At 53.1% G+C, this 14,691-nt stretch carries 11 protein-coding genes; 2 read left to right on the top strand and 9 right to left on the bottom strand.

The window, feature by feature from the left end:
• Nucleotides 1-454: 454 nt before the first annotated feature.
• Complete coding sequence (locus FHS30_RS13470) at nucleotides 455-2,794, bottom strand: putative Ig domain-containing protein (RefSeq protein ID WP_183911035.1); 2,340 nt, start codon at nucleotides 2,792-2,794, stop codon at nucleotides 455-457.
• A gap of 243 nt (nucleotides 2,795-3,037) precedes the next feature.
• Here FHS30_RS13470 and FHS30_RS13465 point away from each other — a divergent pair, with 243 nt between their 5' ends.
• The gene (locus tag FHS30_RS13465; RefSeq protein WP_183911034.1) at nucleotides 3,038-4,807 is read left to right on the top strand and encodes an NAD(P)-binding protein; all 1,770 of its coding nucleotides are present in this window, start codon (nucleotides 3,038-3,040) and stop codon (nucleotides 4,805-4,807) included.
• A gap of 45 nt (nucleotides 4,808-4,852) precedes the next feature.
• Here the strand turns inward: FHS30_RS13465 and FHS30_RS13460 are convergent, their stop codons facing one another.
• From FHS30_RS13460 to FHS30_RS13425, 8 genes are all read right to left on the bottom strand, one after another.
• Nucleotides 4,853-8,182 carry a helix-turn-helix domain-containing protein gene (locus FHS30_RS13460; RefSeq protein WP_183911033.1) on the bottom strand — a complete coding sequence of 1,110 codons (3,330 nt, stop codon included), beginning with the start codon at nucleotides 8,180-8,182 and terminating at the stop codon, nucleotides 4,853-4,855.
• 655 nt (nucleotides 8,183-8,837) lie between these two features.
• Complete coding sequence (locus FHS30_RS13455) at nucleotides 8,838-9,236, bottom strand: acyl-CoA thioesterase (protein ID WP_183911032.1); 399 nt, start codon at nucleotides 9,234-9,236, stop codon at nucleotides 8,838-8,840.
• Between the two features lie 126 nt (nucleotides 9,237-9,362).
• A complete protein-coding gene (locus FHS30_RS13450; protein WP_183911031.1) occupies nucleotides 9,363-9,863 on the bottom strand; it encodes an aminoacyl-tRNA deacylase in 501 nt (166 codons plus the stop codon).
• A 296-nt stretch (nucleotides 9,864-10,159) separates the two neighbouring features.
• Nucleotides 10,160-11,125 (bottom strand): M14 family metallopeptidase, encoded by a 966-nt coding sequence (locus tag FHS30_RS13445; protein ID WP_183911030.1) that lies wholly within the window; start codon nucleotides 11,123-11,125, stop codon nucleotides 10,160-10,162.
• Between the two features lie 12 nt (nucleotides 11,126-11,137).
• Complete coding sequence (locus tag FHS30_RS13440) at nucleotides 11,138-11,764, bottom strand: PepSY domain-containing protein (RefSeq protein ID WP_183911029.1); 627 nt, start codon at nucleotides 11,762-11,764, stop codon at nucleotides 11,138-11,140.
• Entirely contained in the window at nucleotides 11,761-12,108 is a 348-nt protein-coding gene (sugE, locus tag FHS30_RS13435; protein WP_281368282.1) for a quaternary ammonium compound efflux SMR transporter SugE, read from the bottom strand. The genes FHS30_RS13440 and sugE overlap by 4 nt, the downstream gene beginning before the upstream one ends.
• Before the next feature lie 164 nt (nucleotides 12,109-12,272).
• Nucleotides 12,273-13,757: a serine hydrolase domain-containing protein gene (locus FHS30_RS13430; protein WP_183911028.1), complete on the bottom strand. Its 1,485-nt coding sequence runs from the start codon at nucleotides 13,755-13,757 to the stop codon at nucleotides 12,273-12,275.
• Nucleotides 13,758-13,786: 29 nt separating this feature from the next.
• Nucleotides 13,787-14,140 carry a PDZ domain-containing protein gene (locus FHS30_RS13425; RefSeq protein WP_183911027.1) on the bottom strand — a complete coding sequence of 118 codons (354 nt, stop codon included), beginning with the start codon at nucleotides 14,138-14,140 and terminating at the stop codon, nucleotides 13,787-13,789.
• 327 nt (nucleotides 14,141-14,467) lie between these two features.
• Between FHS30_RS13425 and FHS30_RS13420 the strand changes: the two genes are divergently transcribed.
• Nucleotides 14,468-14,677: a cold-shock protein gene (locus FHS30_RS13420; protein WP_183911026.1), complete on the top strand. Its 210-nt coding sequence runs from the start codon at nucleotides 14,468-14,470 to the stop codon at nucleotides 14,675-14,677.
• Nucleotides 14,678-14,691: the final 14 nt, after the last annotated feature.

The raw sequence follows: 14,691 nt of genomic DNA, 5'->3' as shown, positions 1-14,691 counted from the left end.
TAGGTTGGGAAAAAAGAGCCAGAATGTAACGCTGATGCTGGGCTGATCGCTGCCAGTAACTAAATGACAGGGGTGGAATTGACGGAGAGAAGATGGATGCCGGATTCAGTATATGGCATTACTTACTAACGTAAAGGTCTGTTTTTGCAAGGTTTTTCTTGTTGGTGATGGAGGCTGCTGAGCATTTAGCAAAAACTGAATCAATCACATGTGCCGACACCTTGTGCCAGATAAAAGCGCTAGAGAGCGTGCCAGCTGATGTCAGGTAGTATCTAGGGAGTGCTAAAGAAGTAAGCACATCATCTAGGGACAGATTGCGGCGTTCTTTTTTGTGCGGTCTTTATTACTGAATCGTTTGTTTGGTTGGCCCAAAAAACGGGCGCCTCTATTGCTAGGGGCGCCCGTGGGCAGGATTGCTAGTGACGCCCCTGGGCAAGCTTGGTGCGCTAGCCCCTCAAGGAAGGTCTACCAGTTGATCAGTCGCTTTTTTGCTGAGGAAGTCTCGCAGGGCGTTGACCGTTAAGAGATTGACATCAGTGTCATAGGATTGTCCATCTAACTGAACGGTGGCGCTGTATTGACCGTTTTCAACGCTGAAGCCTAAGGACTCAATGGTTGGAATTGCGGTAAGTCCTTGTTGGATTTCATCGCGTACCTGTTCAATGACCTGTTGTGTTGGCAGCTCATCTACCACCGTCTGCGCAGAAACCTTTATATCGCTAGTCTCTGCGATATACGGAATATAGCTTTTTGCGTCAATGAGCTTTTGAGTATTGCTGCTGCTAATCAGGGTGCGGTTGTACGTTTTATTGATAACGGTGTAGTACTTGCCTAGAACTTTAATACGATAGTAGGCCTTAACAGATGTCGTGCGATTGTCGATGGCCGTCTGCAGCGCCGTGGCCAGTGCTATGCGTAGCGATTCGCTATCAGCAGCAAGTGCTTGAGTTTTTAGGTTTTGAAAAAGCGGTACCAGTGCGTCGCGTTGGGCTACGGCTGTTGCCTTGGCTCTATTGGCCGCGGTGCGGGCGTGTGAACCTTCATTGATGTAGTGATACAAACAGCGCTTGCCGATCCAGGTAGACCAGCACTTTTTCTTCATATAGTTTAGCGATGCGCTGTATACGCTGTTGTAAATCGCACTGGGCATGGCGTTGAGGCTGCTGATTGCAGTGTCGGCCACAGCGGGAATGCTATTGCGAATGCCCCGCAAGCTCACTTCAAATTCATAGGCACTTGTGGCCTCAGTTAGTGCGTCCAGTGCGGTTTGAATTTCATCAAACGTGGCGTCCAGCATGGCATTAACATCACCGGCGAGGTGATCCTGTAAGGCAGACGGAATCATCACTTCTGCGTTATAGCCGGTATCGTGAAACTCTGCGTTGACAGCCAGTGACAGGGTGTCGTCTGCGACTGTTGCAGTCATGGTCACACCGTCGGGGGTCAGTGAGATGGTGCCGTCAAGTATTGCAGCAGGAATTGTTGACTCAAATTGCCCTGAGATGCTGGCTGCATAATCGGTATCGGTGACGAACCAATCGGCTGTGAGATTGGCATTGTTGTAAAAGGGCAGGTGAGCAGGTAACCAGGAGGTGTCGGGGGCAATGGTGTTGCGCATTGCAAAATGGTCCTCCCCGAAACCTACGTGCATGGTTGCACTGGTTTCACCAAAGGGGAATGAGAAAATTCCGACCCCGAAGACACTCAGACCATAGTTAGCTTCGCCGTTTAAGCCCATTTTATAGGTAAGCGTTGAGTTAAGCGGATCTGTTAGGTCAACTTCATTGAACGTTGGAATTTTCGTTACCCACGTACCCGAGAAATCAAAAAAATCAAACACCTTAAAGCCCAGGCTGGTTGAGCCAAGATCAACCAAATGGCCATCAAAGCTTTGTAGCTTGCCGTAGCCTAATGAAGGGATAAAAGGTAAGCGCCCGTGATAGGAGTCACCATGGCCGATTTCGGGGCCGAAGGGAATTGACGCGAAACGGTAAAACATGGGATCGCTCATATCGGTAATGATCAGGATTTTCCCGTTTAATGGTGGCGTCAGCGTCACTTGTTCAGGACCGGAGCCGTCGCGATTATCGATGGTTAGATCGATTTGGTTCTCTATCATGTACACGAAATATCGCACTTGATCTTTCAGTGAAATATTGATGGCGTCCATTTGATTCAGCTCAGCCCCAGTGTAATAACCTACAATTGAGCGTACGGCGGTATTGAGTGTGACATTATCCGACAGTTGCGCAGGCGCTTCGGCTTCGCCTTCTACCGCAATCAAGTTGCCCTCATCATCAAACGCGACGGTAAGATCTGAATTCAATAGAGTGTGGCTTTGGCCATTGGCTGAAATATCCAATTGTCCTTGCAACTCATAGCCCGAGTTCGTTTCGATAATCGATCCATCGGCAGATAAGTTGTCTTGTGACAATGGCAGTGGCAACACATCAACGTAAAACAATGCCAGATCATGCTGCATATCCATGCCGTCTGTGAGCTTGAGAACAATGTCGTAGCTACCACCTACATCTTCGACCGTTGGTGCGCCAGACAGTGTGCCTGTTCCAGGGTCAAGGCTCATCCAAACCGGACCATTTTCCAGCTCAAAGAACAGGCCGTTGGGAGGCGTGCTGAGCGTCGGCGTAAAGTGATAGGTGCTGTTGGCAGTTACATAGTGCGGAGGTTCTAGAACCAGTTGCGGGGGTTCGGTGTCTTGGGCCTTGAGTGACGTTGCGATAAAGCAAAGCATACAAAAGGACCATATTAGTTGGTAAGGCTGTAGATTTTTCATGGTGTTGCTCCTTGCAAAATGATTTAACGCAGCGCATTTGTGCGCCACTTTCGCAATCCCTGCCCGAGCAATACTGATCAGATTGGGATGTATCAAGTATCCGGTGCAGCCTCGGTGTTATCGAGATCAGCTTGGGATCACTGGCGTATCAGTTTGGTATCAGATGCCCGGTGCGCTTGACCTGCGCGCAGCTGCGTCGCAAAGTAAAATCCTGTTTCCGCGTTTGCGAAGAGGGCTGCATAAATGAACGACGACTCGGGGTGGATTAACGTAGCGATTGTTGGTGGTGGGTTATCCGGAATGGCGGCCGCCTATGAGCTGGCCAAGGGTGTGGCTGGCAAGCGCAAAGTGAGAATACACATCTACGAACGCAACCTTCGAACTGGCGGCAATATCGATAGCCAGGTTGTGGAGCTAGGGGTAAAAGCCGGTGCGGTCAGTGAGCCGGTGCGGCGCTGGGTGGACATGGGTGTCAACGACATCAACCTATCGTCTTATCACAATATCGCACGGGTGATGGCGGAGACGGGTTACTACGGTAAGTGCAGTGAAGACAGTAGCGCTGAAGCTGCGAGTGAAAATCTAAAGGCGCTGGAGGACTCGGTGTGCTTTTTCTCCGAGCAGGAACAGCTCTGCTATACAATGGATGGCGGCCTGCGGGCGGGGGTCAGCGATCAAAACAGAGACCTCGATCGGGCCAAAAATGGCAAGTATAAGTGTTTGATGGCTATCGTCGACAAGGCGGCGCTGAAACAAGTTTACCGGCGCTGCGACCCGAAGCCCGCTACGCCCGAGTACGATCTTACAACTACCGTCAGCCAGTTTTTTGACCGGGTGCTCGCCAAAAATGCAAAAGTGCTTCAAGAGGTTTCGAACGATAGCCTCTGCAACCCGGATTCAGGCCAATGCGATTATTCCGCCTATTGGGCGGCGGATGACATAGAAGACACAATGGCATGTCTGCGACTGCTGCGCGACTGCGTTTACTACCCGAGAATTTCCGCGATGTATTTCGCCAATGATGCCGGCCCAGAGCAGATGCTGCTCGCGGCGCCCTACCGTTATTACCGATTTCAAGAGGGTGTGGGGGGCGACAGTGTCCCGCCCGATCGACGCTACTTCACGCAGGGCGCATCGCATTGGTTCTATCACCTGGCGAGCTATATTTCTGGTGATCTACCGAAAAAAATTAATCAGGAAGCTGTCGATGGCCAGCCGGTGCTGGAAATAGAGTTCCTGCGAAGAGCTGTTGCACTCAAGGTTGTTGAATCTGGCTTTCTGGTGGGTCACGAAGGGGAAGATGAGCGTGACTGTGAGCCAAGCGATGAAAAAGATTCCGCTGGTAAAAACGGAGCGTCGAAGGCCGCAGTATCTGAAATACTTTATGACTACTGCATCATGGCGACCCACGCCGACGCTGCCCAGCGAGCGCTGGTTTTCGAACAGGGTGCAGTGCTAACCGAGTCTCTGGCAGGAAAAAGCGAATCGCAGGTGCGTAAATGGTTGGCGAGTATTAGCTACACGACCAGCGTCGCTGTTGCCCACACCTATACCCGATTGCTGCCGCCGGATGTCAACGCCTGGCGAACCTACAATGTCGCGATTCGTCAGGGCGCGGGGCTCAAACCTTATTCTATGACCTACGTGTGCAATCGCCACCAGAATGACGTTTCCGGTGACCAATGGAACTCGGCGGGTGCGCCACAGGTGTTTGTGACTTTGAATCCCATGACGAGAATTCCCGATCAGTATGTGCTTAAAAAAAGAGATCTTCTCATGGTTGGGAATGATGGGCAGGCGTTGGGGGACTCTCAAGTAGTTGAGTATTTCAAACACAATTTATTGGACAGTGCCTGTTTTCATACGCAGCAAGAAATAAAAAAATACCACGAATCACTACCGCGCTTGTTTTTTACCGGCGGCTGGTCGTTGGGGGCGGGTCTCCATGAGGAGTGTTGGCTACAGGGCCAGAGTATTGCCCGCAGCATCTGTGCGAAGCTGAAACTTTCGTAACCGCATGAGACTTGGTATGGGCTCGTGAGCTAGTACAGGTGGAATTCACTTGCCGGGCTGTGACGGCTCAGCGAGCGAGGGAAGGTGTTGCTCCAGCAATGGCAATGACGTAAGCAGCCCGGCCTCCTTGCCACGCCGATACAGCAGCTGCGCTTGTGCAGCGGGTCGGGTAGACGGCTTAGCCTCCAACAGCGCCGCCAGCAGCGTAGCGCGGTCGAGGAAATATTCCGTCCAAGGCGTTGCTTCTTCTGCTGTGTATTCGCCCAGTGCGCGGCAATAGTAGAGCGCGCTCTTGCCGTCGCCTAGCAACAGCATGGATTCAATGGCGGCCCAGTAGAATCGAAAATAATTGTGGCCCACGCAACCTTGAACAAGTAGCGCTTGGCCCTGATTTAGGCGGCTTCGCACTGCTAGCTTGTTGGAATCAGCAGCGCCACCATGCGCCTCTATCAGCGCCTGGGTGCCGTATAGCCATGGGCCGATAAACCGCTGCAGCGAAAGGGTTTCCATTGTTTCAACGGCCTTGGCTATCACTATTTTTGCGCCCGTGCCGTCGCCTTGGTAGAGCGCGGTTCTCGCCGCACTTTCCATTAGAAAAGGTTCGAAGCGCTTAGCCCCTACTTCGCTCGCGAGCTTCAGTGCGCCGTCAATTTGTGCCTGCGCGCTAACTAGTTCCAACTGATCAATGAGAATCCACGCCGCGGTCAAACGCGAGACTATCTCCGCCCGTTGATGGCCAACTTTATGTGCCAGTGCCGCTGATTCGTGAGCATTGAACAAAGCATCTTGGGTTCTGGTTTGATAGATTTGTGTGGTGGCCAGCATGAAAAGATTTGCCGCTTTAACGTGCGTTAGGCGGTGCTTATCACACAGCGTGAGGCATTGACTAATGGCCTCGAAGGCAGTGTACATTTTTCCATCTGCGTAGGCTGAATCACCTAAGCCGCCTAGCGCGCGGGCCTGCAGTTCTGGATCCTCGCAGCGGCGCGCAAAATCCAGCGCGCGTTGATGGAATTGTTCGCAGCGAGCAGAGTCGCCTTTGGGAAAGTAGAAGTTTCCACGCAGGTAGTTGATGCGCGCCAGGTGCTGGTTGGATTGAATATTTTCCGCTAGCGCTTCTGCGCGATCTAAGTGTGCAATCGCTGCGTCAAAATCATCTAAGGTATTCATGCAGTCGGCGCGCTGAATATGTGCCTCTATAACTTGAGTATCGGTCTCTGCAAGGTCTAGGGCCTGCTGCAATTTTTCGATGGCCGCCTGATTGTCGCCTATGCGGGTGTACAGCGTGCCCTGCAGGCGCAACAGGCAGGATGCCGCAGGCCCAAGAGCCGGCAGCGCCAAAGCCTCTTGGATCAAGCTGAGCGCGCGCTCGAACTGGTGTCGGGCCAGCAATATCTCCGCCGCTTCGCGCGTTGCCGCCGCTGCATCACTGTGTGCTGCCTTGATCAGGTGATAGGCGTAAAGCGTGGCATCTGAGGTTTTGTATTGCTGCGCACACTGCAGATGCAGCGCTCGCCGGGAGTGGGTTTGAATTGAGTTGTAAATGCATTCATAAATCAACGCATGGCAAAACTCGAAACTGTCCTGCTGGCGTGTCACCAAGCGCGCTCGGCACAGGGAGGTGGCGTCATATTCCGGAGCGCCGATAATTTTTCGCAGCGTGGCTAGATCGAAATTTCGGCCAATAATCGCTGCGGCGCCTGCGGCCATCTGATCCAATGACGTTAGCCGCTGAATCTTCGTAAGAAAGAGTGCTTGGATAGTCAGCGGCAGGTGCTGTTCGTGATTCTGATATTCGTTGAGCAGGTGTTCCAGAAACAGCGGATTGCCCTCAGATCGAGTAATGCAATGGCGCAGGTGCGTTTCGCCCGTGGCTCCAAGGGCCAGCCCTAGCTGGCGCATTTCCGTGTCCCTCAGTGGGCACAGGTTGAGGGTGATGCACGGTAATGCGCTGATATCCTGCACGAAGTGAAGCATTTTTTCGGTATCGGGGCGCGCGCTAAAGGCGTAGATTACCGACTGCTCGGCAGTCAGCTGGGTGACCATTTTGATGACATCAATAAAATTGGTGTCGGCCCAGTGTAAATCTTCAACGGTTATTAACAGTGGCCGTTTGGCACTGGCCCGGCATATAAGTGCGGCCATGGTCTTTGCTTGGTATTGAATCAGCTGGGCAGACGTTGCGTTGTCGAGCTTTAATAGCTCTTCTGCGGTTGGCGATTCTTGCAGCCAGCTTTTCAGAATGCCGGGCTCACCGAGTGCTGCATCAGTTTGGCCGGGCTGGCGCTCCTCTGCGCTGCTGTGGCCATCGGGTTTTTCAAGCTCTATAAGTTCAATTAATTGGCGCGCGAGGCTGGGTAGTGCTCGCTCGGCCTCTTCAATTTCGTAGTCAAAGTGAAAGCCAGTGACCCGTCCGCAGTTGGCTTGCCCGGCTAGGCGTTGGTACTCCTTTAGTAGACGCGATTTTCCAATGCCTGCGGCCCCCTGCAAAACTATCAGCTGTGCCGCTTGATACTCCTCGGCAGACTCGAGCAGCGATTTAAATTGTATGCACTCTGCGCGCCGCCCAACAAAGTCAGCGACGTCGCGCCTTTGTTTACTTAAATCGAGATGCCAAAGTGAATGGGAGGGCGCTGCCTGAGTACCCATTGCTGATAGGGGCGTGAGTGTGTAGCGGTAGCCGGCGGAGGCTCGCAAGGATGCATCAACCCAAGTGCCGAAGGCGGGCAGTTGGTTCGCGAGGTGTTGATGCAATGCCAGACTGTCAGTATTTAGCTGGTGTTGTGCCTGCTGGCCAACGTAGTGAGATATTACCTTGCATTCGGTCAGCAAAATGGTAATTCCGGCATCTTCCTGTTGCGCGCATGTGTGCAATTCGTGAATGAAGGCGGCCACCTGATCTAGGAGGCGGGGTGAAACCCGTTCTACGCCAAAACACAACTGCACCCAATCGCCGTGCAGCTGGATGCAATCAATGTTGTCAGTCGACTGACGTTCAATGGCGTTTATGGGTGCAAGTTGCGTGAGCGATAGTGAGGGCTCGCCAGATTCCGTAAGCCTGGCGCTGAACAAAATGGCAGCGTGGCTGTCGTCCAGCTTTTGTATTTGGGAGTCGCTATGGGGCGCGCCATCTTGCGTTGGAACAGTTAAGGATTCCAGTGCAACTTGGTAAAAGGATGCCAGATCACGCGCGGTGCGGTAGAGCACATTGTTATTGGTTTCAGCGCGTTTGAGCGAGGCGATGGACACGTAGAGCCCTTGTTCAGCACACGCGAGAGCTACCTGCTCTTGCGAGAGGCCGCATTGCTTTCTGAGCGCCTTTAACCTTGATCGATCAAGCGTGACGCGTCCATCCTGTCCGTTGCGTGCAGCCATTGATTCACCCCGGGTAATTTGTGTGTCATGTGTCGCGCGCGCAATCGGCAAAGAATACCGGTTTGAAGGAGTGGCTGCCAGCGAGCGTCCTTTGGCGGCATTCAAGTTCCCGCCATATGGCGCATAAATCCTCTTGTTGATTGCCGTGCCTGTAACGGCCGGCCAGTGCCGCTGCACCGCAGCGCCCTTGTGCGGAGAGCGCGGTTGGGTATCGACATAATTCGAGATATCTAGAAAGGGGGGCGCCAACTCGGGTTACCGAATCTCAGCTCATTGATCCAGCGGATGGAAACTATGACGCAATTGTGGCCGCCGCAACTCAGAAGTGGACGGCGATCCAGACGGTGGCTTCCGTTGGGTGCGTCCACGCGAAGCGGTGCCGGCAGTGAGCGGCCAGCGTGAGGTGGTTGCCGGGGTTTTATCTGCACTGATTTTCGTCTTCGTAATCCAGAATCGCCGCGCCTTGCAGTAGTATGACCCACTCGGTGCTTGATTAGTCGTACCATTCGCTCGCGGGCGTGTGCTGGTCCTGGCTGACTATGCGCTCTGCCCGGCAACCGTTGGCACTGGCCAGTAGTTCAAATATTTCTTAATCGCTGGCATCCGGCAGATGGACGAAAATATTTTGAGGCTCCAACATAGGCGGTTTTTCTCGCTAGTCTAACACCGGGGTTGGCCTGCGGTTTTCATCAATGGCGACAAATTTAAATTCACCGTTAATGGCTTGATGTTGGCCGTCGGCGTACATGCTCTCAATGCAAATATCTACGCGCACCGTCAGGCTGGTGCGGCCAACTTGTGTCACCCGTGCAACCAGTTCAACAAAAGTCCCTGCTGGTATGGGTTCCTTGAAATCTATGCGGTCGGTGGACACGGTTACTAGAGGTTTGCGGCAAAAGCGCGTGGCGGATATGAAGGCGGCTTCATCCATCCACGACAATGCTTGACCTCCGAACAAGGTATTGTGGTGATTGGTGGTGTTGGGGAATATGGCTTTAACGATACGGGTTTCTGATTCCTGTTGGCGGTTCAGAAATTCGGCGTTGTGGCTCATCGACAAGCGCTCCAAAAAGCCGTCAGTGTACCGATTGGTGGGGCGTGATCAAAGCGAAGGCGATTGCAGTTGACTATGAATCAAATTAATGGGGGCCGGCCTCCTTGCCGGCTGTTTGCTATGTGGTTAGTGCGCTATGCGTCGAAATTCCGCGGACTCGTGGGGGCAGGCAATGGTGGCGTGCTCTACCTGACACATAAGGCTCATAAACTCTTCCGTGTCTAAATGCACCAGTTGGCGATGGTTGCCGGCCTCAAAATAGATTTCCTTGTGGTTATTGAGGCTGTTATCCCAAATGACTTTCATGCCGTAAACCTGCCCCAGGGCGGGTATCGCCCCAGTGGCACAATCCGGAAATAGTGTGTCCAATTCAGATTCCAGTGCCAGGCGGTGACTGCCACTGCGCTCGCGATCCAGCCACTCTAATACCAGTAGATGCGTGGCGGGCAAAATGCACATGATAAATTGATCGTCTTCTTTGACCACTACAGCTTTTGCCAGTTGGCTGGGTGCAATGCGCGCGCTGCGCGCGGTTTGCAGGGATGATTGGGTTTGTGGGTGATCAACCACGTCGTGAGGAATTTGGCGGCTCTCTAAATAGTGGGCCACCGATTGCGCGATTTCCATGGGGTACCCTCCCGTTGTTTGGGCAAGTCTCCATGATCACATTCAAACCCTGCGATTGCTAAGACACATTCGGGCCTACCGGAAACGGGTTAAGTTCATTTAGGGATAACGGAAGGGGATAAGTAGACTGCGCCGCGCCCTTTGGTGCTGCCTACTCATCATTGTGGTGGCGCAATTGATACGTTATGAGTGACTGGCAGCCACAGCCAATACCGCCGTCAAATTCATCGCGCAATTGTTCCAATTAGTGAATCAATTGCCGCAATGGGTCGCGCTATTGGCTGGGGCGCGCCGGATTAGCGCGCCTGTGAACGTAAATTCCGCAAATAATTCAGACCGCCAGTAATCGCGGCCACTTGCGCCTGAGTACATTGCGCGGGGGTTGCCTTGGGGCTGTCTGGATAGACCTCGGTTGTAGAGGTGTATGGCGCCTTAGTCATTCCAGTGCACAGCCCTATTTTTTGCGTGGGGTACTCGATAGTGCCGGGTTGAGACAGCGGCGTGCCGATCAACTTTCCATCGGCGTCTGCATCGGCGATGTGCGTTACCTGTGCAACACTATCGAGTATGGCCCGTTGAAAATCCGGCTGTGGGCGGGCGCTGCAATCCACTAAGTAAAAACCGTCTGGAATGTTCCAGTTTTTATTCGTTACGCCGTCGCGGGCGGCGAGTGCGGGGCGGAATTCCGAATTGTCGGTATCGGTGGTTTCGTGCAGATCGATATGGGCCAGTGGCTCTATACCCAAACCGGTTACAAATTTTTTGAGCAGTTGGGCTTCCGCTGCCACGCCCTTGGCGCCAAAGGATCTATTGGGGTCTATGGCGTTGGGATTCCAGCGGTTAATGGTTTCGTAACCCCAAGGGCTCACACAGGGGATCACCAATAATTGGAAATGGTCTGCGTAAAATTGCGCTTCAGTTTCCAAAAAAGTGAGTGCGCCCAACACCCCGCTGGTTTCATAGCCGTGCACGCCGCCGGTGACAATGACCAAGGGCAACTGGCTGGCACTCCGGCTGCGCACGGCAAGCAATGGATAGTGGCCACCCAGCGTTGCCGCGTTTGCTATCTCAAGGTAGTCGAGTTGACCGTATTCGATCACATCAAAGCGATCTCGCAGGGCGTCGATGCGAGGCAGTACATCCTGTGCGTGTAGCCGATGCTTTTTTTGGCGGGCCAACCACTGGCTTTTCTCGGCGTCTGACCAGGGGCTGCCTGCTGTGCCGATGTCGTAGGGTTTCGAGTCCAATGGCGGAGTATTCATGATCATTTTCCGTTAGCGTGTGGGCCGTTGAGTGCGACGGCGATGTTGTAGGTAGAGCCAAAATCCAAGCAGGCTTAGGCTAAAGAGCAGCGCGATACCGAGCAACCCGAAAACGCGGTCAAAGGTTTTGAAACCGCTCCACTGCAAATAGTGAATGCGGTATAGGGTGTCAATGAATTCGGTGTCTGGCCCGCGCTGGCGCAATTGTAGGCGCGGCCAATCCAAGGTGATGACCACGCCAGTGTTGGTGGTAAACACATCGCCCTCGCGCTCAATCACTTGCCCGTAACGCGCGGGGTTGTGGGCGATGGCATCGTTGATAAACGCGCGCAGTTGCGCGTCGGTGGGCTGGCTAAATTCAGCGCCAGTGCTGGCATTCAAGTGTGCTACCCCGTCGGCCGTATTCACCAACAGGTGCTGCCCCAATTGCGTTTGTACGCGCGTCGCTTTGAGCCACTGCGCTGAGTTCTCGGGGATTAGCGGCGCAACGTTTTTCAGTGGGTAAAATTTAGGGGTTAATTGTTCGTAGGCGTCGCCATAGCCCGGTTTGAAATAGAAGACGATACCCGTGGCGCCCCACGCCAACAGTGGAAGCAGCAATAAAAGCCCAAGTATTTTGTGTAGGCGGCGGCTAATCATGCCTGATGGGTCTCCGGTGTCAGCAATTTAAGGCCTGCAATGCCAATCACGATGAGCGCGATACAGGCTAAGCGCTTGATGTCGGCCGATTCACCGAACCAAACCATGCCCGCAATGGCGACGCCCACGGCACCAATACCGGTCCAAATGGCGTAGGCATTGCCGATGGGAATGGACTTGAGCGCGAGAGCTAAGCAGGTAAAGCTCAGTGCCATGGCCGCCAAGGTGAGCAAGCTCGGCCACAGACGGCTAAACCCATCGGTTTGTTTCAATCCTATGGCCCATACAATTTCAAACATGCCGGCGATGAGTAGCAATAGCCAAGCCATAGTGTGCGTCTTCATTGAGGGATTTTCGGCATTCTACCGCAAGCGCCTAGTCGGCGCTCAACGGATGTAGGTGCAGTCCTTGCTGCGCTCAGCTCAATGCCCAGCGCTGTGTGAACGCCGAACAATATCCCCGGTGTCGATTGGGGCATTGCTTGGCGTGGCCGGTTGTGATTACTCGTTTACAGCGGATTGGATTTTTTCTCAATACGCTTGAGCATTTGTTCGGAATTACTGCACCAATAGCAGCGATCCGGATCTTTAAAGGCAAGGGCTTTTTCAAAGCTCTCCTTGGCCTGTGAGTACTGCGCATTGGTAAAATAGGCTTCGCCCAAGCTGTCCCACAAATTGCCGTCTGTTGGAAAAATTGCCAGGTTGGCGCGCAGCAGTGGCAGTGCTTGTTGGATTTGGCCGTTTCTAACCAGGGCCAATCCGGCTCGATTCAGATAGGCGGGGTGGTCAATGCGAGCGGCGTAGGCGGTCACTATTTTTTGCTCAAGCGCATCGGGGCTGCCCGTGTGAGCTTGGGCTACGCGCAACAGCTCGGTGGTTAGATGAAGGGTCAGCGGATCGGGTGTGAAGGCATCATCAAAGAGCATTCGCTCCGCCGTTAACCCCACTTCTTGCACGTTGGGTGTCAGTGCGTTGGTGGCGTAAATGATGGCTTTGTCTTCGTCTTTCAGCCAGATGAAATCAAAGTAAAAAATGCCATTGGAGCCGTTATGGGCAACTATTTTCGTGTCCCGCGGCGATTTGAAAATGGCCCAGCCATAGGCATAGTGGCTGCGGCCTTCGGGATTCTCTTTGACGTGCGGCCTGGTGAGTAAATCGATGCTGTGCGGCGTGAGCACAGTGTGGTTTCGCAGTGCGCGATACCAGAGGAACATGTCGGTCATCGTGGCGTTGATACCGCCATTACCTTTGAGCACCCATGATATTTTGCCGTCGCGTTGATAGCGCTCGGTCATCGCGCCCACAGAGAACTCGCCCAGCTGGTAGCCGCTGACCCGCTGATCTTGGGACCAGTTCGCCAGCAAATAACCGGTATGATTCATGCCGGCGGGTTTAAATAAATGCTCGCGTACAAATTGCTCATACTCTTGTTCTGACTGGAGTTCAATGATGCGTGCTAGCAAGCTGTAGCCCGTATTTGAGTAGCGGAAACCCGTGCCCGGCTCGAAGGCGAGTGGCGACGCCAGTACCTGCTTGAAAAAAACGTCGGTGGGCATGTGGTCGAAATCGCCATCGCCGACGCTGTCGGTAATGCCCGCGGAATGGGTCAGTAGCTGATGTAAGGTAATGTGGCGCTTATCTTTCGGCACACCCTTAAAATGTTGCGCGAGAGTGTCGGATAGCGTTAATTGCTTTTGTTCTACTAAAAGCAAAATGGCAGCGGCGGTAAATTGTTTTGTCACCGATCCGATGTCAAATACGCTGTCTGCCGTGATGGGGCGTTGCTGGTCTCTATCGGCCATTCCATAGGATTGATGGAGTGCGATCTCGTTGCGCTCGGCAATGAGCAGGGCGCCGGAAAAACCCTCTTGCTCGACTCCCTTCGCTAAGTAGTTATCGATGCGCGAGAGGGGTGATGAATCTGTGTCAGCGCTGGCGAGTTGCGCACTGGAAAACACTGCCATAAAAACGCATAGCGTTCGTACAATTTGCATGACTAGCCTCATGGTTTTGTATGTGCGAATCAGCGTACATTGATATTGATAAGGCGTTCTGAGCCCGACCCATCGACCACCATCAACGGCAGCACCTCACCGGGCTCGCGGCTCATCAGCGATTTTGCTTTTTTGGCCGGGCAGCCGGGAATGCGACAGCCATCAATGGCCACCACTTGGTCGCCCACTTTTAGGCCAGCAGCTTGCGCGGCGGAGTCTTTGTGTACATCTGAAATCGTAAAGCGTTCAATTTCTGGGCTGAATATGCCCTTGGTAGATACGGCTGCGGCGATACCGATGCTGCCTTCAGCGTGGGCCTCGGAAGGCAGTGCCGCGAGTAGTGGCAGAACCAACAAAAAGGGGGTTCGAATGGCATGCTGCATAGTTGCTCCTGGTGTGCAGTTCGAAATGTCCGTATTTTGGCGGCTCTTGGGGCCCGCTAAATTTTCGACTATAAATCAAGGACCTAGAGCCTGTCTAAAGGCCTGAGGCCAAGCGTTGAATTTCTGCGATAGTGATAAAAAACGTTGACACCGTGGAGACTTATCTATACTTTCACCGGTAGCAAAAAGTAAGCCTCTTGTTTGTACACTTCATTTCGATGCCGCACGGCAGATTTTCGTCCTGTAGTTGCTAGATTCCAGACTTTATTTTCAGCTATTACCGCCTCTAGCAGGCACATTTATACAATACCTACAGGATTATTCCGTATGTCTAATACCGTAACCGGCACCGTAAAATGGTTTAACGAATCAAAAGGCTTCGGCTTCATTGAGCAGCAGTCTGGCCCAGACGTTTTCGCACACTTCAGCGCTATCTCTGGTTCAGGTTTCAAAACCTTGGCCGAAGGCCAAGCTGTTCAGTTCACTGTGACCCAAGGCCAGAAAGGCCCACAGGCTGAGAACATCGTCGCGATCTAAGTATCTGCGATTGA

It is taken from the genome of Simiduia aestuariiviva (genome assembly GCF_014192475.1).
Lineage (GTDB): Bacteria > Pseudomonadota > Gammaproteobacteria > Pseudomonadales > Cellvibrionaceae > Simiduia > Simiduia aestuariiviva.
Note: the sequence above shows the minus strand (reverse complement) of the source record. Positions and strands in the feature narration are given on the sequence as shown.